This window comes from Tistrella mobilis KA081020-065 (genome assembly GCF_000264455.2).
GTDB classification, from domain to species: domain Bacteria; phylum Pseudomonadota; class Alphaproteobacteria; order Tistrellales; family Tistrellaceae; genus Tistrella; species Tistrella mobilis.
Map to the genome: position 1 here is coordinate 1,099,887 of NC_017958.1, position 19,820 is coordinate 1,119,706.

21 protein-coding genes and 2 tRNA genes are annotated in these 19,820 nt (G+C 68.4%); 2 read left to right on the forward strand and 21 right to left on the reverse strand.

Translation table 11 applies throughout. The features are described from left to right. Positions 1-13: 13 nt before the first annotated feature. The 12 genes from TMO_RS28365 to TMO_RS28415 form a co-directional block, all read right to left on the reverse strand. Positions 14-1,300: a TRAP transporter large permease gene (locus TMO_RS28365; protein WP_014748514.1), complete on the reverse strand. Its 1,287-nt coding sequence runs from the start codon at positions 1,298-1,300 to the stop codon at positions 14-16. Next, positions 1,297-1,911: a TRAP transporter small permease gene (locus TMO_RS28370; RefSeq protein WP_051045641.1), complete on the reverse strand. Its 615-nt coding sequence runs from the start codon at positions 1,909-1,911 to the stop codon at positions 1,297-1,299. Before TMO_RS28370 ends, TMO_RS28365 begins: the two co-directional genes overlap by 4 nt. A gap of 4 nt (positions 1,912-1,915) precedes the next feature. Next, positions 1,916-2,902: a TRAP transporter substrate-binding protein gene (locus TMO_RS28375; protein WP_014748516.1), complete on the reverse strand. Its 987-nt coding sequence runs from the start codon at positions 2,900-2,902 to the stop codon at positions 1,916-1,918. A 227-nt stretch (positions 2,903-3,129) separates the two neighbouring features. Continuing rightward, positions 3,130-3,315, reverse strand: coding sequence for a cbb3-type cytochrome oxidase assembly protein CcoS (gene ccoS, locus TMO_RS28380; protein ID WP_014748517.1), 186 nt, complete (start codon positions 3,313-3,315; stop codon positions 3,130-3,132). A 27-nt stretch (positions 3,316-3,342) separates the two neighbouring features. Next, entirely contained in the window at positions 3,343-5,805 is a 2,463-nt protein-coding gene (locus TMO_RS28385; protein ID WP_041607690.1) for a heavy metal translocating P-type ATPase metal-binding domain-containing protein, read from the reverse strand. 8 nt (positions 5,806-5,813) lie between these two features. Then, positions 5,814-6,398, reverse strand: a complete 585-nt coding sequence (locus tag TMO_RS28390; RefSeq protein WP_014748519.1) for a FixH family protein — start codon at positions 6,396-6,398, stop codon at positions 5,814-5,816. Between the two features lie 75 nt (positions 6,399-6,473). Further along, positions 6,474-7,982, reverse strand: coding sequence for a cytochrome c oxidase accessory protein CcoG (ccoG, locus tag TMO_RS28395; RefSeq protein ID WP_014748520.1), 1,509 nt, complete (start codon positions 7,980-7,982; stop codon positions 6,474-6,476). Between the two features lie 71 nt (positions 7,983-8,053). Further along, positions 8,054-8,923 carry a cytochrome-c oxidase, cbb3-type subunit III gene (gene ccoP / locus TMO_RS28400; protein WP_014748521.1) on the reverse strand — a complete coding sequence of 290 codons (870 nt, stop codon included), beginning with the start codon at positions 8,921-8,923 and terminating at the stop codon, positions 8,054-8,056. Between the two features lie 12 nt (positions 8,924-8,935). Then, positions 8,936-9,103 (reverse strand): cbb3-type cytochrome c oxidase subunit 3, encoded by a 168-nt coding sequence (locus TMO_RS31005; RefSeq protein ID WP_081599090.1) that lies wholly within the window; start codon positions 9,101-9,103, stop codon positions 8,936-8,938. Between the two features lie 13 nt (positions 9,104-9,116). Continuing rightward, positions 9,117-9,842 carry a cytochrome-c oxidase, cbb3-type subunit II gene (gene ccoO, locus TMO_RS28405; protein WP_014748522.1) on the reverse strand — a complete coding sequence of 242 codons (726 nt, stop codon included), beginning with the start codon at positions 9,840-9,842 and terminating at the stop codon, positions 9,117-9,119. A 4-nt stretch (positions 9,843-9,846) separates the two neighbouring features. Beyond that, complete coding sequence (gene ccoN, locus TMO_RS28410) at positions 9,847-11,337, reverse strand: cytochrome-c oxidase, cbb3-type subunit I (RefSeq protein WP_014748523.1); 1,491 nt, start codon at positions 11,335-11,337, stop codon at positions 9,847-9,849. A gap of 32 nt (positions 11,338-11,369) precedes the next feature. Further along, complete coding sequence (locus tag TMO_RS28415; protein WP_014748524.1) at positions 11,370-11,627, reverse strand: hypothetical protein; 258 nt, start codon at positions 11,625-11,627, stop codon at positions 11,370-11,372. Between the two features lie 273 nt (positions 11,628-11,900). Here TMO_RS28415 and TMO_RS28420 point away from each other — a divergent pair, with 273 nt between their 5' ends. Next, complete coding sequence (locus TMO_RS28420; RefSeq protein ID WP_014748525.1) at positions 11,901-12,734, forward strand: sulfite exporter TauE/SafE family protein; 834 nt, start codon at positions 11,901-11,903, stop codon at positions 12,732-12,734. Between the two features lie 21 nt (positions 12,735-12,755). Here TMO_RS28420 and TMO_RS28425 read toward each other — a convergent pair whose 3' ends face one another. The 9 genes from TMO_RS28425 to TMO_RS28465 form a co-directional block, all read right to left on the reverse strand. Further along, positions 12,756-12,974, reverse strand: a complete 219-nt coding sequence (locus tag TMO_RS28425; RefSeq protein WP_014748526.1) for a hypothetical protein — start codon at positions 12,972-12,974, stop codon at positions 12,756-12,758. A gap of 96 nt (positions 12,975-13,070) precedes the next feature. Beyond that, the gene (locus tag TMO_RS28430; protein WP_014748527.1) at positions 13,071-13,766 is read right to left on the reverse strand and encodes an ABC transporter ATP-binding protein; all 696 of its coding nucleotides are present in this window, start codon (positions 13,764-13,766) and stop codon (positions 13,071-13,073) included. Then, positions 13,763-14,515, reverse strand: coding sequence for an ABC transporter ATP-binding protein (locus TMO_RS28435; RefSeq protein ID WP_014748528.1), 753 nt, complete (start codon positions 14,513-14,515; stop codon positions 13,763-13,765). The genes TMO_RS28430 and TMO_RS28435 overlap by 4 nt, the downstream gene beginning before the upstream one ends. Continuing rightward, a complete protein-coding gene (locus TMO_RS28440; RefSeq protein ID WP_051045673.1) occupies positions 14,512-15,534 on the reverse strand; it encodes a branched-chain amino acid ABC transporter permease in 1,023 nt (340 codons plus the stop codon). Before TMO_RS28440 ends, TMO_RS28435 begins: the two co-directional genes overlap by 4 nt. Before the next feature lie 70 nt (positions 15,535-15,604). After that, a complete protein-coding gene (locus TMO_RS28445) occupies positions 15,605-16,522 on the reverse strand; it encodes a branched-chain amino acid ABC transporter permease (RefSeq protein WP_041608168.1) in 918 nt (305 codons plus the stop codon). A gap of 80 nt (positions 16,523-16,602) precedes the next feature. After that, positions 16,603-17,790, reverse strand: coding sequence for an ABC transporter substrate-binding protein (locus tag TMO_RS28450; RefSeq protein ID WP_014748531.1), 1,188 nt, complete (start codon positions 17,788-17,790; stop codon positions 16,603-16,605). Between the two features lie 91 nt (positions 17,791-17,881). Beyond that, complete coding sequence (locus tag TMO_RS28455) at positions 17,882-18,124, reverse strand: Lrp/AsnC ligand binding domain-containing protein (RefSeq protein WP_014748532.1); 243 nt, start codon at positions 18,122-18,124, stop codon at positions 17,882-17,884. A gap of 209 nt (positions 18,125-18,333) precedes the next feature. Continuing rightward, positions 18,334-18,420 (reverse strand) — tRNA-Leu (locus TMO_RS28460). 174 nt (positions 18,421-18,594) lie between these two features. After that, positions 18,595-18,681, reverse strand: a tRNA-Leu gene (locus tag TMO_RS28465). A 535-nt stretch (positions 18,682-19,216) separates the two neighbouring features. Between TMO_RS28465 and TMO_RS28470 the strand changes: the two genes are divergently transcribed. Then, the gene (locus TMO_RS28470) at positions 19,217-19,795 is read left to right on the forward strand and encodes a TMEM165/GDT1 family protein (RefSeq protein WP_014748533.1); all 579 of its coding nucleotides are present in this window, start codon (positions 19,217-19,219) and stop codon (positions 19,793-19,795) included. Positions 19,796-19,820: the final 25 nt, after the last annotated feature.

Sequence of the window (19,820 nt, forward strand, 5' to 3'; positions counted from 1 at the left end):
TTTCGGGCACGCCTCAGCCGGCGGCGAGGCCCGGCAGCAGCAGCGAGGCCTGCGGCACCAGGGTGACGAGCAGCAGCACGGCCAGCGCCGCCGCCAGGAAGGGCAGGATCGCGACCGAGCCGCGTTCCAGCGGCGACCGTGCGATCATGCAGGCGATGTTCAGACAGAGCCCGACGGGCGGCGTGATCAGGCCGATGCACAGGTTCAGCACCACCACCACGCCGAAATGCACCGGGTCGACACCCAGCGCGAGCGCGATCGGGTAGAGCACCGGCACCAGCATCACCAGGGCGGCATTGGCCTCCAGAAACATGCCGATGATCAGCAGCAGTACGTTCACGACCAGCAGGAAGACCAGCGCATCCGACACATTGGCGAGCACGAAGGCCGACACCGCCTGGGGGACGCCGGTATAGGCCAGCAGCCACGAGAACAGCTTGGCGGCACCCACCACGATCATGATCACCGCGGTCGAGCGGCCGGCCGAAACCAGGGCGGCATAGATCCGCTTCAGGTTCAGTTCCCGATGCACCACGCCGCCCACGAACAGCGCATAGACCACCGCCACGCCGGAACATTCGGTGATGTTGAACACGCCCATCCGGATGCCGACCAGGATGAAGACCGGCATCAGCAGAGCGAAGGCGGCACGGGCGAGCGCCCGGCGGACGGTGCCGCGGGGCCGTGGTCCCGTCCGCACGGCCGGCGCATCGCGGATCGCCAGCCGCCGCGCGATCCAGAGCATGGCGAGGGTGTAGAGCAGGCCCGGGATCACCCCGGCCAGAAACAGGTTGGTGATCGACTGGTTGGTCAGCACCCCCATCACGATGAACGGGATCGAGGGCGGGATGACCGGCGCCACCACATTGGCGGCCGCGATCAGCGAAGCGGCGAACGCCGGTTTGTGGCCGACCTTGATCATCGCCGGGATCATGATCCGGCCGAGCGCCGAGGTATCGGCCACGGCCGATCCCGAAATGCCGGCAAAGAGGGTGGAGGCGACCACGCCGCTCATGGCGAGCCCGCCCGGCTTGTGGCCGAGCAGCGCATCGGCCAGTTCCAGCAGCCGCCGGGTCATGCCGCCCGCGGTCATCAGCGAGCCCGCGAGCAGGAAGAAGGGAATGGCGAGCAGGGTGAAGCCGTCGATGCCGCCGAAGATCGATTGCGGCACCACCATCAGATTGATGTCGCCGACCCAGAGCAGCACGCCGACCACGCCCGCGATCACCGCGAAGCCGATCGGCACCGCGATCGCCATCAGGCCCAGGATCAGGATCAGCAGGATTTCGACCAGGGTCATCGACGCACGCCCCCGTCACGCGCCGCCTCGGCCGCGCGCATGGCGACCGGCACGAAGCCCTCACCTTCGTCTTCCACCGGGGCATCCGGATCGGGCAGCGCCCAGTCGGCACCCGGCCGCGACAGCCGCGCAATCACCACCATGATCGCGATCAGCACGCCGCCGACCGGCATCGCCATATAAGGCACCGACATCGGCACCTCGAAAGCCGGGCTGTCCTGGAAGGAATTGAGGTCGGCGAAAGCCAGACCATGGATCACCAGCACGGCCGCCACCCCCAGCATCACCAGATCGCGCAGGATCCGGATCGCGGCGGCGGGGCCCGACCCCAGACGCTCGATCAGGGCGGTGACCGCGACATGGCCGCCGCCGCGCAGCACCGCGGCCGAGCCGACCATCGCGACCCAGGGCATCAGAAAGCGTGCCAGTTCCTCGCTCCAGTAGGGAGCGGCATCCAGTACATAGCGGGCAAAGACCTGCCAGACGATCGCCCCGGTCATGGCGGCGATCATGAGGGCGAGCACCCCGTCGAGCACACGCTCGACGAGGCGTCCCAGACGTCCGGCCCCGACGGCGACGCCGCCCGGGCCGGAGTCGCGCTGCGGGGTCATGCGCTCACTTGACCGCGCGGATCTTCTCGACCCAGGGCTTCAGATCGGGGAAGGCATCCGGCATGTCGGCCAGCTTCGCCGCAAAGGCGTCGCGGTCGACGGCAACGAAGGTCATGCCCTTACCCTGAAGCCGCTTCTTGATCTCGGCCTCCATGGCCGCCATGCGGGTGCTGGCATCGTCCATGGCCTTGCGGCCCTCTTCGATCAGCACGGTGCGCACGTCTTCCGGCAGGCGCTTCATCCGCGCGTCGTAGAAGATAAAGGTCATGGCGCCGATGACATGGGCGGTCTCCATGACATGGCTCTGCACCTCGTCATAGCGCATGCTCTCGATGATCTCGAGCGGGTTCTCCTGCCCGTCGACCACCTTCTGCTGCATCGAGGTGAAGAGTTCCGCGACACCCATCGGCACCGGGCTCGCACCCAGCTTGGCCCAGGTCATCGAATACATCTTGAGCGGCGGCACGCGCAGCTTCAGACCCTTCAGATCCTCCAGCGTCGGTACGGCGCGGTTGGCGGTCAGATGGCGGGCACCGCGATAGCCGGCGCCGACGATGCGGAAGCGGGTCTGGGCGGCGATCGCATCGGCCAGCTCGGCACCGATCGGGCCGTCATAGACCTTCCGGAAATGATCGAGATCACGGATCAGATAGGGAAAGGCCTCGACGCCAGCCACGATGCCATAGCGGTCGAGCGTGCCGATCGACTGCAGCACGATGTCGTTGGTGCCGATCGCCAGGCCTTCGATGGACTGCGGCCAGTCGCCGGTCGATCCGGAATCGGCGATCTGGATCTTCACCTTGCCCTGGGTGCGATCTTCGACCGCCTTCTTGTAGGCTTCGGCGGTCTCGTACCAGATGTTGCCGGGGGTGTAGACATGCGCCATCTTGAGGACGATGTCCTCGGCGCGTGCAACACCGGTGGTTGCAAGTGCGATACCGAGCACGGTCGCACAGGTCGCGAGACCGCGACCGATCATGGTTCTGAGCATCCGGGCTTTCCTCCCTGCACCGGTCGCCATGGCACGCGACCCGTTCTTGTCCGGTCGTCGATCACCATGGCCGTGGAGGGTCAGCCTAACAGCCCCGGCCTGCATACGCAGAGGCCCGGGTCCGCCAAATGGACCCAGGCCCCCATGAAATCTTGAAGATCAGCCGTTTCCGTCGTCTCCGGACCATATGACGGACCACTGGCCCCGCCAGCGGAACCGGCGGTGGATCAGCCCTGCCGCCGTCTCTCCGCCGGCGGTTCGTCGGCGGGCTGATCATCGTCATCCATCAGGATCCGATGGGCGGCGCCTTCGATATCGTCGTACTGGCCGCTCTTCAGCGACCACAGGAAGGCGGCGAGCGCACCACCTGCAAGCAGCAGGCTGGCTGGAATCAGGTAGATCAGAACGTCCATGGGACGATGGCCTTCCGGAGGGGGACGTCAGGACCGCACGCCGCGGCCGAGCCGGACCGCGTTCAGGATCACGATCAGCGACGAGCCGCTCATGGCGAGGGCGGCGATCAGCGGCGTGACGAAACCGGCCACCGCCGCCGGCACCGCAATCATATTGTACACGATGGCTGCCGCGACATTCTGACGCGCGGTGCGTTCGGCGGCGCGCGCCATGGCAAGTGTGGTGACCACGGCATCCAGCCGCTCGCCCCGGAACACAGCATCAGCGGCGCCCTGGGCCAGATCGGCACCGCCGGCCGGGGCGATGGAGGCGGCAGCCTCGGCCAGCGCCGGGGCATCGTTCAGCCCGTCGCCGACCATCAGAACCCTGCGCCCCTCACCCGCCAGATCACGGATGCGCCGGGCCTTGTCGGCCGGCAGGGCCTCGGCGGTCCAGCGCTCGATGCCAACCGCGCGCGCGATCGCGGCCACCGCCTCGGGCCGGTCGCCCGACACCAGTTCCACCCCCATGCCGCGCGCCTTCAGCGCCGCCACGGTCTCCGCCGCGGCCGGCCTCAGCGGATCGGCGAAGCGGATCAGCAGCGGCGCGGCCCCCGGCTCGACATACCAGAGTTCCGGGCCGGGAATGTCGTCGCCGGCAAGCAGTGTCGCGGCCCGGATCGCTGCCGCCGTCTCGTCGCTCAGCCCGCAGAACGCGGCCTTGCCCAGGCGCACCGCGCCCAGCGCCATGCCGTGGCCGGCCTGTTCCACCGCCGTTTCCCCGCCCTCCCCCGCCGGTGCCACGGGCAGAAGATCGGCCGGCACCGCCTGCGCCAGCGCCTGGGAGAGCGGATGGCGGCTCATCGCCGCCAGCGCCGCCGCCCGGCCGAGGCGCGCGCGGGCATCTGCATCGCCGAGCAGTGCCTCCAGCCCCACCGGCCGCGGCCGGCCGAGGGTCAGCGTCCCGGTCTTGTCGAGCACGACATGATCCACCTGGCCCAGCCGTTCCAGCGCCAGCGGGCTTTGCAGCAGCACGCCGCGGCGGGCCAGGGCGGACGCGGCGGCGACCTGGGTGGCCGGCACCGCCAGCGCCAGCGCGCAGGGGCAGGTGATGATCAGCACCGCCACCGCATGCGACAACGCATCGTACCAATTGATCCCGACCAGCGCCCACCAGCCGAAGAAGGTGAGCAAAGCCGCCAGATGCACGGTCGGCGCATAGGCGCGCGACACCCGGTCGGCAAAGGCGACCCGGCCGGCGCGGCGCTGCTCGGCTGCCTCGATCAGCCGGGCCATTTCGGCCAGCTGGCCGTCCTCGCCCGCGGCATCGACCCGGATGTCGAGCGGTGCGCCCAGCACCACGGCGCCGCCGGTCACCCGGTCGCCGGGCACCACCATCCGCGGCAGGCTTTCGCCGGTCACAAGGCTCTGGTCGATCTCGCCCTCGCCGCGCAGCACCACGCCGTCGACGCCGATCCGCTCCCCTGCCGCCACCCGGGCGATCATGCCCGGCCGCACATCGGATGCCGCCAGCCGGCGCAGCGCGCCGGTCGCCTGGTCCAGGATCGAGACCGGCTGACGCGCCAGCGCGATCAGCTCCGCCACGGTGCGGCGGGCCTGGCCGCGGGCGCGGGCATCCAGCACCCGGCCGATCAGCAGGAAGAACAACAGCATGGTGGCGCTGTCGAAATAGGCATGCATCTCGCCGCGCCAGGTATGGGCCAGAGAGGCCGCGGCGGTCAGGATCACGCCAATGGAAATCGGCACATCCATGTTGGTGCGCCCGCGCGACACCGCCGCCCAGGCCGATTTGAAGAAAGGCCGACCGGCATAGGCGATGGCCGGCAGTGCGATCAGTGCGGACGCCCAGTGCAGCAGGCTGCGGGTCGCCTCGCCCATGCCCGCATCGCCGGCCGCCCAGATGCCGATCGACAGCAGCATCACATTGCCGGCGGCGAACCCCGCCACCGCCATGGCGCGGATCAGGTCGCGGCTCTGGGCATCGTCGGCCGCCGCCATGCGCTCGGCGTCGTAGGGCAGCAGGCGATAACCCAGGCGCACGGCCGGATTGACCAGCCGGTCGGCCAGCTCCGGCGCCCCCTCCCAGGCGACTCGCAGCCGCCGGGTGGTCATGTTCATGCGCGCATCGGCCACCCGGTCGTCGGCGGCGATCGCGCGCTCGATCAGCTGGACGCAGGCCGCACATTGCAGCCCGTCGACCATCAGGTCGATGGTGTTGCGGCCGCGATCATCGGTGCGGACATGGGCGGTGAGTTCGGGCAGCTCTTCATCCGGCCTGGGCGGCCGGGCGGTCGGGTCCAGGGTGCGGCGGGCATAAAGCCCGTCGAGGCCCAGTTCGCGGACCAGATCGGCAGCGGCAGCGCAGCCGGTGCAGCAATACCGTTTCCCGGCAACACCCGCGGTTCCCCGCCCGATCACCGGCTGTCCGCAATGGGCGCAGGCGACCGCGGCCGCATCCTCGCGGCCGGTACCGGTCAAGGGTATGCTCATGGTTCAGGTCACTCCGTCTCGCCCGCCTTCGCCGCGGCAGGCTGCCCCGACTTCGCCCCGGCATCGCCCGCAACGGGCGCGATCCAGAGCCTGTGGGTCGAAATGTGGCGATCCTTGGCCTTCGTGACAATGACGTGCAGATCCCACTGCCCGGGGCGCACGCCGGGGCCCACCAGCCGCCAGGCGCCTGCCGGCCCGCCCGGCCGCGGCATGGCCATCAGCGCCACCCGCTCGCCGTCCAGCGGCCTTTGCAGCCGGGCCTCGACATTCGCCCCGGTCAGCGGGCCGTCGGGGCCGGCCAGTGTGAGGGCAAAATCGCTCTCGCCCGCAGGTGCCCCCGGCTCGACCGCGGTGGTCACCGTCCAGCCCAGCCGGTCCTGTGCCTCCACGGCGGCGACCAGCCGGTCGTAATCCAGGCCGCGTTCGAAGGGCTTTTCCACCACCACGCCGGTGAAGCCGTCCAGCGCCTTGACGATCAGCGTGGTGTTCACCGCCACCACCACCAGGAAGCCGCCGACGAAAACCCAGGGGATCCAGGCACTCTTGCGGCCTGAAGCTTTGGTGCGGGGCTGCATCGGAAGACTGCGGGCCATGGCTCGTCTCCTGGCTCTGAAAGAAGATCCAGGTGCCCGGAGGCACCTGGAGGGGTATCGGAGGGGGCGCCATGATCAGGGCATCTGGACGGGCGCCACGCTGTTCACGCGCTGGGTGCGGTCGCCGCCCGAGGGCGGGGCCACGAAGACGGTGGCCACACTCGCCTCCTCACCCGTGGTGAGGTTGCGGATATGCACGTCGATCGGGGTCTGCTCTTCCGGGATCGCCTTGCGCGGCATGGCGATGAACATCCGGAGCGCGCCCTGGGTGTCGCCGCGCACCTCGACATTGTCGGCCGGCAGCTCGCGGCCGTCGGGGGTGTGGACGCTGGCGACCAGGCCGTCGGGGCCGTCGACGGTCACCGCGAATTCAGACCCTTCGGGGCGGCGGTTGGTGATCTTGAGCGTATAGCCGTTGCGGATGGAGCCGTCGGACAGGGTGACGAACAGCGGTGCCCGGTCGCGGATGACGGTGGCATCGACCCGGGTGCGGGTCAGCATCGCGGTCAGCATCACGGCACCCAGCACCACGATCAGGCCGGCATAGATCAGGGTGCGCGGGCGGATGATCTTCATGTGCCGGGGCTGCTCACCCTTGGCCAGCGCCGCCTGATTGGCGAAGGTGTCCCAGGTGATCAGGGCGTTGGGCCGGTGCAGCTTGTCCATCACATTGTTGCAGGCGTCGACGCAGAGGCCGCAATTGATGCATTCCAGCTGGATGCCGTCGCGGATGTCGATGCCGGTCGGGCAGACCTGGACGCACTGGGTGCAGTCGACGCAGTCGCCACGCAGATCGAAGCTCTCGCCCTTGCGGTACTTGCCGCGCGGCTCGCCCCGCCAGGCCTGATAGGTGACGGTGACCGTCTGGTCGTCGAGCATCGCCGCCTGGAACCGCGGCCAGGGGCACATATAGGTGCAGACCTGTTCGCGCGCCCAGCCCGCCAGCGTATAGGTGGTGATGGTGAACAGCGCGAACATGGAATAGACCGTAGCCGAGGCCTGGCCGGTCAGCATCTCCATGGTCACGGTCGGCGCGTCGCGGTAATACATGATCCAGGCGCCACCGGTGGCGGCGGCGATCAGCACCCAGGCGCCATGCTTGGCGACCTTGCGCCAGACCTTGTCGAAGCTGAGAGCCGCCTTGTCGCGGCGGATCCGCTCGGCGCGGTCGCCTTCGATCTTGCGCTCCACCCACATGAACAGGTCGGTCCAGACCGTCTGCGGGCAGGCATAACCGCACCAGAGGCGGCCGTAGAGGCTGGTCACCAGGAAGAGCAGCACGGCGCCGAAGATCAGCAGGCCGGCCAGGTAGTAGATCTCGTCGGGCCAGATCTCCAGATTGAAGAAATAGCCGCGCCGGCCTTCGAGGTCGAGGAGCAGGGCCTGGTCCGGACGTCCCGGCCCGCGATCCCAGCGGATCCAGGGCAGGATGTAATAGATGCCGAGCATCACCACCAGCAGGGCCCATTTGATCCGGCGGACCGGACCCTGAACCGCCTTGGCATAGACCTTCAGGCGGTTGGCGAACAGTGCGGGCGGGGCGGTGGTGTCGTCGTGACCGCCCATGTCGATGCCGGTGGACATGGTCCTGGCTCCTCGGGGAAGAGGTCGGCCCGGCCGGCCCTTCTGATGGGACCGGCCGGGCGGGGGGGCGGTTATTCGCCGCCGCCCAGGCTGTGGACGTAGACTGCGAGCATGTTGATGGTGGCGTCGTCCAGGCGGCCGCCCCAGTTGGGCATGACGCCGTGGCGGGGCTGCGCGACCTGGGCCGTGATCTGCTCAAGGCTGCCGCCATAGAGCCAGACCTGGTCCGCAAGGTTCGGCGCGCCGAAGTCGCGGCCACCATGCCCGGTCTCGCCGTGGCAGGAGGCGCAGTTGTCTGCGAAGATCTGGGCACCTTCGGTCTTCACCGCCGGGGCCGGATCCGCTGCGCCTGACAGCGACAATACATAGGTCGCGACGGTCTGGATTTGATTCCTGTCAAGAATCTCTCCAAAAGCCGGCATCTGCGACGTCCGGGTATCCGCATCGGTGGCCGAGCGGATACCGTGGAGCAGGGTCTGGCGGATGGCATGGATGTCGCCACCCCACAGCCAGTCGTCGTCACCCAGCGCCGGATAGCCCGCCTGACCGGCACCGCCGGCGGCATGGCAGGCGGCACAGTTCTCGGCGAAGGCGACCCGGCCGCCCGCCACCGCATAGGTGGCGGTCTCGGGGTCCTTCAGGATGTCGGCGACATCGGTCGTGCGGATCTTGGCCAGAATGTCGGCCCGGCCCGCCTCGACAGCCGCCAGGTTTTCGGCATGCTCAACGCGGGTGGAATACCCGAGCACGCCCTTGAAGTAGGTGGTCCCAAGCGGGATGCCGGGATAGAGCACCACCCAGACCGCCGAGAAGGCGATGCAGGCGTAGAACACGTAGAGCCACCATTTTGGCAGCGGCGTGTTCAGCTCCTTGATCCCGTCCCATTCGTGGCCGGTGGTCATACGGCCCGTGGCCGTATCCTTTTCGATCTTGGTCGGCATGGCGCCAGTCCTTCAGGCGTCGTCGTCGCGAAGCGGGATGCGGGAGGCGCTGTCCATCGCGGCCTTCTGGCCGGGAAGGAAGGCCCTCACACCGATCACGACGAGCAGGATCATGACGGCGACGATCCACCACGAGCGGACGAACTGATAGACAGCGACCAGTTCCTCATAGCCAGGCATGGATGTGGCCTCCTCACTGCTGCAGTTCGTCTTCCGTCAGGTCGTTGAACCGCACCATGGTGCCAAGGACCTGCAGATAGGCGACGAGGGCGTCCATCTCGGTCAGCTTCGCGGTATCACCGTCGAAGTTGTCGACACGTGCGCCGGGATAGCGGGCGAGCAGGCCTTCGGCATCGCTCATCGGGTCCGCCTGGGCCGCGAGATCCGCCTTGAGGCTGTCGATCATCTCCGCCGTATAGGGCACGCCCACCGTGGCATTGGCCTCCAGCCGGCCCTTCAGACTGTTGGTCTCAAGCGGCCGGTCGGCGAGGAAGGCGTAGGTCGGCATCACCGAGCCCGGCACCAGGGCACGCGGGTCGATCAGATGCGCCACATGCCACTCGTTGGAGTACTTGCCGCCGACGCGCGCCAGATCGGGACCGGTGCGCTTCGACCCCCACTGGAAGGGATGGTCGTATTTGCTTTCGGCCGCCAGGCTGTAATGGCCATAGCGTTCCGCCTCGTCCCGGAAGGGCCGCACCTGCTGACTGTGGCAGGTGTAGCAGCCTTCACGGACGTAGATGTCGCGCCCGGCCAGCTCCAGCGGGGTGTAGGGGCGCACCCCGTCCACCGCTTCGACCGTGGTCTCGATGGTGAAGAGGGGGATGATCTCGACCATGCCGCCGATGGCGACGGTGCCGAGGGTGAGGATGACCAGAAGCCCGGTGCGCTTCTCGATCTTGTCATGCGTGAGCGCCATCGGATCAGGCCTCCACCGCTGCGGCGGCCGCGGGCTTGCGGGCAGCCACCGGCTCGCCGGCACGCACCGTCATGATCAGGTTGTAGACCATGATCAGGGCGCCCACGAGGAACAGCACGCCGCCCAGACCGCGGATGATGTAGAAGGGATGCATGGCCATGACGGTCTCGATGAAGCTGTACTGCAGGAAGCCCAGCTCGTCATAGGCGCGCCACATCAGGCCCTGCATGATGCCCGACACCCACATCGAGGTGATGTAGAGCAGGATGCCGAGGGTCGAAATCCAGTAGTGCCAGGCGACCAGCGGCAGCGAATACAGCTCCTTCTTCTTCCACAGCGTCGGCACCAGCATGTAGATCGCGCCGAAGGAGACGAAGGCGACCCAGCCCAGCGCACCGGAATGCACATGGCCGATGGTCCAGTCGGTGTAGTGGCTGAGCGCGTTGACCGCGCGGATCGACATGACCGGGCCTTCGAAGGTCGACATGCCGTAGAAGGCGACCGAGGTGACCAGGAAGCGGATGACCGGGTCGGTGCGCAGCTTGTCCCAGGCGCCCGAGAGCGTCATCAGGCCGTTGATCATGCCGCCCCAGGAGGGCATCCACAGCATGATGGAGAAGACCATGCCCAGCGTCTGCGCCCAGTCCGGCAGCGCCGTATAGTGCAGATGGTGGGGGCCCGCCCAGATGTAGAGGAAGATCAGCGACCAGAAGTGGACGATCGACAGGCGGTAGGAATAGACCGGCCGTTCGGCGCGCTTCGGGATGAAGTAGTACATGATGGCCAGGAAGCCAGCGGTCAGGAAGAAGCCCACCGCGTTATGGCCGTACCACCACTGCACCAGCGCGTCCTGCACGCCCGAGAACACCACATAGCTCTTCGAGCCGACCAGGCTTGCCGGGATCGCGAGGTTGTTCACGATGTGCAGCATCGCGATGGTCACGATGAAGGCGATGTAGAACCAGTTCGCCACATAGATGTGGGGCTCACGCCGGCGCACGACCGTGCCGATGAAGGCCACGAAATAGCAGACCCAGACGATGGTCAGCCACAGGTCGATATACCATTCCGGCTCGGCGTATTCCTTGCCCTGGCTGAAGCCCAGCAGGTAGCTGAGGGCGGCCTGGACGATGAAGAAGTTGTAGCCCCAGAAGATGAAGCGGGCGAGTGCCGGGCCGCCGAAGAGCGGGGCGCGGCAGGTCCGCTGCACCACATGGAACGAGGTACCGATCAGCACGTTACCACCGAAGGCGAAGACCGCCGCCGAGGTGTGCAGCGGGCGCAGACGCCCGAACGAGGTGTATTCCAGGCCGAGGTTCAGCGAGGGGAAGGCCAGCTGGAAGGCGATATAGGTGCCCGCCAGAAAGGCCGCGACACCCCAGAACATCGCGGCAATGACGAACAGACGCACCGTCTCTTCGTCGTAGCGGGCGGCGCTGCGCACGGGCGCGGATGCGCGCGTCGTGCCGTCGCCATAAGTTGCGGTCATCGTCATTTGGTCACCGCTCCGGTGTCAGAGGGCGCGCGTCACAGATCGGGGCCGTCGGCGGGGAGATGTCCCTCGCCATCGGTCTCGACCGCTGCGTAGTGCCGGTTGATCTCGCCGACGATGTAGACGATCGCCAGCACGCCCAGGCCCAGGCCGAAGATGCGGATGCCCACGTCCATGGCGTGTCCCGCCATGAACAGGCCGACCACACCGGCCACCGTCAGCAGTGCGCCGATCACGATCGAGACGCCATCGGCGCCGATCGGCCTCTTCTCGCCCTTGTCGCTGTTGCTCATGCCCGTATCCTCGAGTCTTGGCCCATCTGCGGGTGCGGCGGCGTCAAGGGCCCGCTTCGCCCCGCCGGCTTTCAACGGAACCCGGGGCACACGTCACCCCTGCCCGTCTCCATGGTTGCGACCCTATTCCGCCCGGAAGCTCACAGCCTTGACACAGGTCAAGGCGGGTCGTGACAGGGCTGGTGAGGATCGGTCAGGATGGCGTTCAGGACCGCGGCGGATGGTCGCACAACCGTTACCCACGCCTTCCGATCACCCGGACGACTGGCCCCCATGTTCGATGCCATCGATCTCGACACGCTTGCGGCGCTGTGCCGCCCGGCCTTCAGCGGCGATGCCGCGGGCTGGGGCGGGCTTGCGGCGCTCATGGGTGCGCTCGCCCTCGCCGGCCTTGCCGGCGGGCTGATGCACTGTGCGCCGATGTGCGGGATTTTCGTGCTGGCCCAGGTCGATGCCCGGCTCGCCCGGGTGCCGGTCGCAGCCATGTCGGAAGCGAACCGGCTCCGCGCGGGGCTGCTGCCCGGCTATCATCTGGGACGGATCGCGACCTATGCCGGGCTGGGCGCCGTGGCGGGCCTGGTCGGTCAGGGTCTGGGGGACGGGCTGGCGATGGTAGGCCGGCTGCGCGACTGGGCGGCGGTGCCGCTGGGGCTGGCCGGGCTGGTGCTGCTCGCCTCCGCCGCAGCGCGGCTCGGCCTGTTCGGCCGGTTGCATGTCAGGCCACAGAACGCGATCACCGGCGGCCATGGCCGCCCTGCAGCCGGCGGTGTCGCCGGCTTCGCCGCCCGCATGCTCACCCGGGTGCGGCCCTGGCTCGCCGGCGGCGGCTGCCGCGGCGTCGGCACGGGGCTGGTGCTGGGCTTCCTGCCCTGCGGTCTGGTCTATGCGGCGCTGGCGGCGGCACTCGCCTCGGGCCGGCCGCTGGCCGGCGCGCTCGCCATGATCGCCTTCGGTCTCGGCACCGTTCCCGCCCTTTCGGCGGTGGGCCTGGGTGGCCAGGCAGTGCTGCGCCGCCGCCCGGCCCTCGCCCGCAGGGCCGCCCCGGCCCTGCTCGGCCTGGCCGCCCTGCCGCTCATCGCCGGGGCGGCGGTGATGATTGTGGGATGAATGCCCTCGCGATCTCCCGGCTTACGATCCTCCGGTGATCACCTGCCAGGCAATCGGCATATATCCCGGATCCGGCGTCGCCGGCTTCTGGAAGATGAAGAAGCCGTTCTGATTGCCGCTCTGATTGTTGAAATTGATGGTGTAGGTCACGCCACCCGCCTGATCCAGGGCTTCGTCAGGCAGGGCGCCATCAGCAGACGGCTGATCGGCGGGGGTTTCGGTCGGCTTTTCGGTGGTCATGTCGGCTACTCCTGGTTCCGATGTCGGGTAGCATGGCCGGTCCCGGGCCGGCGCGCCAGTCCCGGCCCGCGGCGATATCGCCCGCGGTTGACCGGATCAGACCCCGACCAGCCGCCGCGCCGCGCCGCCTGTATCCGCCAGCGCCGCCCCCGGCCCCGCCCAGGCGACGCGGCCGCGTTCCAGGCCGACGGCACGATCGGCCAGACGGGCCAGTGCCTTCAGGTCCTTGTCGACCACCAGGATGGCCAGCCCTTCTGCTTTCAGCCGGGCCAGCGCCGCCCAGATGTCGCGGCGGATCAGCGGCGCCAGCCCCTCGGTCGCCTCGTCCAGGATCAGCAGGCGGGGATTGGTGAGCAGGGCGCGGCCGATCGCCAGCATCTGCTGCTCGCCGCCCGACAGCAGCCGGGCGCGCTGGCCGGTGCGCTCGGCCAGGCGCGGGAACAGCTCGTGCACCCGGGCCTCGGTCCAGGGGCCGGGGCGCGCGGTGGCGACCAGGTTCTCGTGCACGCTGAGGCCGGGGAAAACCTGCCGGCCTTCAGGCACCAGGCCCAGCCCCGCGCGGGCGATGCGGTGCGGTGCGGCCCCGGTGACATCGGTGCCGTCCACCCGGACCCGGCCGCCGGTCACCGTCACCAGCCCCAGCGCCGCGCCGATGGTCGAGGATTTGCCCATGCCGTTGCGGCCGATCAGCGCCACCACCTCGCCCGCATGCACGGCAAGATCGATGCCGAACAGCACCTGCGCCGGCCCGTAGCCGCCGGTGACGCCGACCATTTCCAGAACCGCGGTCATGCCTCGTCCTCGCCCAGATAGGCGGCGATCACCTTCGGATCGGCGCGGATCGCGTCGGGGCTGCCGGACGCGATCGCATGGCCCGCCACCAGCACCGTCACCCGATCGGCCAGCGCGAACACCGCCTCCATGTCGTGCTCGACCATCAGAATGGTGGTCTCACGCGCCAGGGCCCGGATGGTCTCGACCATCGCGGCACTTTCGTCGGGCCCGAGCCCCGCCAACGGCTCGTCCAGCAGCAGCAGCCGCGGGCGCTGCGCCACGGCGAGCGCGATTTCCAGGCGCCGCCGCTCGCCATGGGACAGCACAGCCGCCGGCCGCCGGTCGGTGGGGTCGAGCCCGAAGCGCGCCAGCACCACCGCCGCCCGCGCCGTCAGATCCCGGTCCCGCGCCCGGGCGGCGAAGGGCCGCCAGACGGCGCGGGTCGGCGCCAGCAGCCCGACCTCGATGGTCTCGATCGCCGTCAGGCTGGGGAACAGGGCGACGATCTGATAGGCGCGCACCAGCCCGCGCCGGGCGCGGGTCACCACGCCCAGGGCACCGACATCGCGGCCGTCGAAGAGGATCCGCCCGGCATCGGTCATGATCTCGCCCGAAATCAGCGCGCAGGCCGTGGTCTTGCCGGCACCGTTGGGGCCGATCAGCGCATGGATCTCTCCGGGCATCACCTGAAACGACAGGTCGTCGGCGGCGGCCAGCGCCCCGAAGCGGCGGGTGACGCCGGCCAGTTCCAGCAGGGCCGCGGTCATGCCCGCCCCCGCCGCCGGATCCGGCTCCAGGCCCGGCCAAGGGTGCCCGTGACCCCGCCCCGGTTGAAAATCGCCGCCAGCACCAGCATCGGCCCCAGGATCGCCGCCCAATGTTCGGTCCAGCGGCCGAGCATCTCTTCCAGAACCACCATGATCGCGGCACCGGCCACGGCCCCGGCGGGCGTCGCGGCTCCGCCCAGCACCACCATCACCATCAGCTCGCCCGATGTCGTCCAGGCAAGCGGCGTCGGGCTCACGAAGCCGATCAGGTTGGCGTTGAGCGCGCCCGCCACCCCCGCCACCGCGGCCGCCGTCACGAAGGCCGCCAGCCTCAGGCCATAGGGGCTTCGGCCCAGCGCCCTGAGCCGGCGTTCGTCGTCGCGCGCCGCTGCCAACACCAGCCCGTAGCGGCTGCCCGATATCCGGTGGGCGATGCCGAGCCAGAGCCCGAGCAGGGCCACACAGATCCAGTGAAACACCAGATCGTCGCCGGTATCGAGGCCGAGACCGCCGATCGCCGCGGTGTTGCGGCTCCACATCGACAGCCCGTCCTCGCCGCCGTAATCGGCGAAGGCGATGGTGACGAAATAGAGCATCTGCGAGAAGGCGAGCGTGATCATGATGAAATAGGCACCGCCCGTGCGCAGGCTCACCGCGCCGATCGGCAGCGCGATCAGCGCCGCCGCCACCGCCGCGGCCGGCAGGGTGACCAGCAGGCTGTCAGAGCCGGTGCCGGCCAGGAAGCCCAGCGCGCCCTCCATGCCCTGGGCATGGTGAAAGGCCACACCCACCGCATAGGCGCCGATGCCGACGAAGGCGCCATGGCCGAGCGAGGGCAGCCCGGCGCCGCCGATCAGCAATTGCAGGCTGGCGGCGGCCAGCCCCCAGATCGCGATCCGGGTGGTGAGCGAGACCAGGTACGAGGCCCCGGCCGCCTCGGCGAGGAGGGGTGCCACGGCCAGCAGCACCAGCAGAACGATCGCCGCGCGGCCGCCGCGGCCGGGTACGGTGATATGCATCGATGCCGATGCATCTGCAACACCCGCCCCGGCCGGATGCATCGACGTCGATGCAGTTTCGGGCTGACGCTCAGTCCCGGCCACCGAACACCCCCTTCGGACGGATGGCCAGCACCACCGCCATCAAAAGATAGATCGTCATCGATGCAAGTGCGGCCCCGATCTGGTCGGCCGCGGCTGGCGGCAGCAGCTCGCGCGCCAGCTGCGGCAGATAGGCCCGGCCGAGCGTGTCGGCGAGGCCGACGATGATCGCGCCGATGAAGGCGCCCTTCACCGAGCCGATGCCGCCGATCACGATTACCACGAAGGCGAGAATCAACACCGGCTCCCCCATGCCGACCTGCACCGCCAGCACCGGCCCGGCCATAGCGCCGGCAAGGCCCGCCAGCAGCCCGCCCAGCGCGAAAAGCACGGCATAGAGCCGGCCGATATCGACGCCCAAGGCTGCGACCATGCGCCGGTTCTGGGCGCCGGCACGGATCAGCATGCCGAGGCGGGTGCGCTCGATCAGCAAAGCGAGGCCCCCGGCCACCACCAGGCCGGCCAGGATGATCGCCAGCCGCCAGGCCGGATAGGGCGTGCCGGGCAGCACCTCCACCGTACCGGCGGCAAAGGCGGGCACGTCGAGGAAGAGCGGCCGCGGCCCGAACAGGATCCGCACCATTTCATTGGCAAACAGCACGATGCCGAAGGTGGCGAGCACCTGGTCCAGATGATCGCGGGCATAGAGCCGGGCGATGACCAGCCGTTCGATGACGAAGCCGAGCAGGGCCGCCACCGGCAGCGCCGCCAGGATGCCGAGCGGGACCGAGCCCGTCTCCGCCGCAACGAAAGCGGCCGCGAAGGCGCCGCACATATAGAGCGCGCCATGGGCAAGGTTCAGCACGCCCATCACGCCGAAAACCAGCGTCAGGCCGGCGGCGATCATGAACAGCATGACGCCGAGCTGCAGGCCGTTCAGGACCTGCTCAAGGACAAGGGAAGACATGAGCGGATGCAGGATCACCGCCGGCAGCCGCGGGATCGGGTGGAGTCAGCTCCCCTCCCCCGCGGCCGGCCGGTCCGGTATCACATCTTGCAATCGGCCGCGTAGGCGTCGACATGGTCGTCGAACACCTTCGCGACGATGCGGTTCACCAGCCGGCCCTGATCATCCTTCACCACTTCGCGGGCGTAGAGATCCTGGATCGGGTGCTGGTTGTTGCCGAAGCGGAATTCGCCGCGGACGCTGTCGAACTTTGCGGCCTTCATGCCGGCCCGCAGCCCGTCGCGATTGGCGACGTCGCCGCCGACCGCTTCCAGACCCGCGCCCATGATATGCGCCGCTTCATAGCCCTGCATGGCATAGACCGAGGGCAGACGGCCATAGGCCTTCTCGAAGCCCGCAACGAAGGCCTTGTTGGCGGGGTTGTCGAGATCGGTCGACCACTGCGCGCCGTTGATCACCCCCAGCGCCGCATCGCCCACCGCCGGCAGGATGTCCTGCGAGAACGAGAAGGCGGGGCCGTAGAGCTTGATCTTGCCCTTGAGACCGGCCTGATCGAACTGCTTCACGAAGTTGATCCCCATGCCGCCGGGCAGGAAGATGAAGACGCCCTCAGGGTCGGCCGCGCGGATGCTGGCGATTTCCGCGGCGTAATCCAGCTGGCCCAGCTTGGTATAGACCTCCTGGACCACTTCCCCCTTGTAATAGCGCTTGAAGCCGGTCAGCGAATCCTTGCCCGCCGGATAATTGGGGGCGATCAGGAACATGCGCTTCAGCCCGGCCTGCTCCACGGCGGCACCGGTTGCCTCGTGCAGGTTGTCGTTCTGATAGGCGGCGTTGAAATAGTTCGGGCTGCAGCCGGCACCGGCCAGCTGCGAGGGGCCGGCATTGGAGCTGACATAGATCACGTCGTCGCGGGTGACCTTGGGCACCACGGCCAGCGCCAGGTTCGAGAAGACGATGCCGGTCATCAGGCTGACACCGTCTTCCTTGACCAGCCGATCGGCCGCCTGCACGGCGATTTCGGGCTTGCGGGCGTCGTCGACGGTCAGCACCTCGACCGGCACGCCGCCCAGCTTGCCGCCGGCTTCCGTCACCGCCAGCATGAAGCCGTCGCGGGTGTCGACCCCCAGCCCCGCGCCATCACCGCTCAAGGTGGTGAGCAGGCCGATCTTCACCGGATCGGCCGCCTGGGCCGCCGCCAGCCCGAAGCCCATCACGATACCCGTCGCCGCCGCGATCATCCGCGAGGCCGCCTTGTTCGTCGTCATCTCCCGTCCCGTCCCTGCGAGGTGTGGCCAAGCCTTTCCCGGCGGCCCCGCGCTCCCCGCGGACCCGCCTGCCCGTCCCGGTGGCCCGGGATCAGGTAAAGGCCTTGAAGGTGATCATCGTGAAGGTGTCCTTGACGCCTGCAATGGCGTGGAGCTTCTCGTTCACGAAATGCCCGATGTCGCGGCCGGGCGCCAGATAGCACTTCATCAGCAGGTCGTACTGACCCGAGATCGAATGCACCTCGGAAATCTCCTCGATCGTCGCCACCGCCTGATGGGCGACGTCATAGGCCTTGCCGAGTTCGCATTTGATAAGGACGAAGATGGTCTGCATGGGGCTCCGACCGGCATGAGATCAGGGAAAATGGGCCGGCGGCAGGGGCGCACACGGCCGTTTCGCCGACCGTACCCGGTTTTGCCCGCTTTGGGTAGCGGCTGCGCCGGAACTCTGCGCGCCAAGACAGGGATTAAAAACGACAAAAGCCGGCCACCATGAAAGGTGCCGGCTTGATCCGATCTTCAGCTCGCCCTGCTTCGGGAGAGTGGTGCGACCAGCAGGACTTGAACCTGCACGCCCTTTCGGGCACTAGCCCCTCAAGCTAGCGCGTCTACCAATTCCGCCATGGTCGCAGCGGTGTCGTGTGGTCCGTGGTTATACGCAAAACCGTCCCGGATGCAAGCATCGTCGTCAGAAAAACGACACAAGATCCGGTATTTCGGCTTTGCCAACAAAAAACCCGCCGAACCGAGGCGGGCGTTTCGTTGACGATGACGCTTCCCGATGGTCACCCTCCTTTTGGAGAGTGGTGCGACCGGTAGGACTTGAACCTACACGTCCGTACAGACACTAGTACCTGAAACTAGCGCGTCTACCAATTCCGCCACGGTCGCATCGGGCGTCGTCGTCGTGGCGGTCTTATAGCCAATACTCCGGGAGGAGCGCAAGAGGTCTTTTTCATGGGGACGCAACATTTCTGAGGGGGCCGGGGCATGCCCGAAACCAAACCATTGACCTGTAATGAAAATGCCATATCCGCCCCTTCGAAAAAAAATCTGCGCACCGCCTCCGCCCCCTCTCGGACCGCTCATGACGCCTGCAAACATTGACACCCGAGCCGCCTCCGGGGCATGCTCCCCCCACTTCCGAGGGGGAGTAGCCGACCGCGACCGGGCAGACCAGCCCGGCAGGACGGATCGCACGTCAACAGACTTGCCCGCCGGCCCTGTGTGCCGGCATCCGGCATGGCGTGCGAGCGACGGGGACCATCCCGGCGCCGGCGAGACCTTCGGACGCGATCGCATCGACCGTCGACACCAGCGCGACGGGACGGCCGGACCGGCCGATGCGTGTCGTGTCCGATCGTGCTCGCTGCTTGCGCGCCAGGAATTCAGGTCCGGCCGTCCACCCTCGGAGGCAGATCACATCATGGAAGCGCTCGCGGTCTCCACGCTCGTCGTGGCCCTGGCGGAAATCGGCGACAAGACACAGCTGCTCGCACTCGCGCTCACGCTGCGCTACCGCACCCCCTGGCCGGTGGCGGCTGGCATTCTGGTTGCAACGCTCGCCAACCATGCCGTGGCGGGCGCGGTGGGGGCCGCCGTCGCCGCCCATGTCGATCCGCAATGGATGCGCTGGATCCTGGGCGCCTCGTTCATCGCCATGGGCCTCTGGGTTCTGGTGCCGGACAGGCTGGACGAGGATGAAGGCCCCCGCACCACCGCCCGCGGCGCCTTCCTGGCCACCACCCTCACCTTCTTCGTGGTCGAGATCGGCGACAAGACCCAGGTCGCGACCGTGGCGCTTGCCGCCGATTATGCGCCGCTGATCGCGGTGGTCATCGGCACCACCATCGGCATGATGATCGCCAACCTGCCGGTCGTGTTCCTGGGCGACCGCATCACCCGGGTCATCCCGCTGGGCCTGGTCCGCAAGGCGGCAGCTGCCCTGCTGATCGTGCTGGGCGTGCTCGCCCTGCTGGACGGCGGCGAACTGCTGCACCTCTGAGGGAAACGCAGGACGGCCGTCCCGA

Excerpts from the sequence above, each read along its gene's own strand:
- TMO_RS28390 (WP_014748519.1), bottom strand. The coding sequence starts at position 6,398 with ATGGCCCGCAGTCTTCCGATGCAGCCCCGCACCAAAGCTTCAGGCCGC.
- TMO_RS28440 (WP_051045673.1), bottom strand. The coding sequence starts at position 15,534 with ATGCATATCACCGTACCCGGCCGCGGCGGCCGCGCGGCGATCGTTCTG.
- TMO_RS28375 (WP_014748516.1), bottom strand. The coding sequence starts at position 2,902 with ATGCTCAGAACCATGATCGGTCGCGGTCTCGCGACCTGTGCGACCGTG.
- TMO_RS28370 (WP_051045641.1), bottom strand. The coding sequence starts at position 1,911 with ATGACCCCGCAGCGCGACTCCGGCCCGGGCGGCGTCGCCGTCGGGGCC.
- TMO_RS28470 (WP_014748533.1), top strand. The coding sequence starts at position 19,217 with ATGGAAGCGCTCGCGGTCTCCACGCTCGTCGTGGCCCTGGCGGAAATC.
- ccoG (WP_014748520.1), bottom strand. The coding sequence starts at position 7,982 with ATGTCCACCGGCATCGACATGGGCGGTCACGACGACACCACCGCCCCG.
- TMO_RS28385 (WP_041607690.1), bottom strand. The coding sequence starts at position 5,805 with ATGAGCATACCCTTGACCGGTACCGGCCGCGAGGATGCGGCCGCGGTC.
- TMO_RS28420 (WP_014748525.1), top strand. The coding sequence starts at position 11,901 with ATGTTCGATGCCATCGATCTCGACACGCTTGCGGCGCTGTGCCGCCCG.
- TMO_RS28445 (WP_041608168.1), bottom strand. The coding sequence starts at position 16,522 with ATGTCTTCCCTTGTCCTTGAGCAGGTCCTGAACGGCCTGCAGCTCGGC.
- ccoS (WP_014748517.1), bottom strand. The coding sequence starts at position 3,315 with ATGGACGTTCTGATCTACCTGATTCCAGCCAGCCTGCTGCTTGCAGGT.
- TMO_RS31005 (WP_081599090.1), bottom strand. The coding sequence starts at position 9,103 with ATGCCTGGCTATGAGGAACTGGTCGCTGTCTATCAGTTCGTCCGCTCG.
- TMO_RS28425 (WP_014748526.1), bottom strand. The coding sequence starts at position 12,974 with ATGACCACCGAAAAGCCGACCGAAACCCCCGCCGATCAGCCGTCTGCT.
- TMO_RS28365 (WP_014748514.1), bottom strand. The coding sequence starts at position 1,300 with ATGACCCTGGTCGAAATCCTGCTGATCCTGATCCTGGGCCTGATGGCG.
- ccoN (WP_014748523.1), bottom strand. The coding sequence starts at position 11,337 with ATGACGATGACCGCAACTTATGGCGACGGCACGACGCGCGCATCCGCG.
- TMO_RS28435 (WP_014748528.1), bottom strand. The coding sequence starts at position 14,515 with ATGACCGCGGCCCTGCTGGAACTGGCCGGCGTCACCCGCCGCTTCGGG.
- TMO_RS28415 (WP_014748524.1), bottom strand. The coding sequence starts at position 11,627 with ATGAGCAACAGCGACAAGGGCGAGAAGAGGCCGATCGGCGCCGATGGC.
- ccoP (WP_014748521.1), bottom strand. The coding sequence starts at position 8,923 with ATGCCGACCAAGATCGAAAAGGATACGGCCACGGGCCGTATGACCACC.
- TMO_RS28430 (WP_014748527.1), bottom strand. The coding sequence starts at position 13,766 with ATGACCGCGGTTCTGGAAATGGTCGGCGTCACCGGCGGCTACGGGCCG.
- TMO_RS28455 (WP_014748532.1), bottom strand. The coding sequence starts at position 18,124 with ATGCAGACCATCTTCGTCCTTATCAAATGCGAACTCGGCAAGGCCTAT.
- TMO_RS28450 (WP_014748531.1), bottom strand. The coding sequence starts at position 17,790 with ATGACGACGAACAAGGCGGCCTCGCGGATGATCGCGGCGGCGACGGGT.
- ccoO (WP_014748522.1), bottom strand. The coding sequence starts at position 9,842 with ATGGCGCTCACGCATGACAAGATCGAGAAGCGCACCGGGCTTCTGGTC.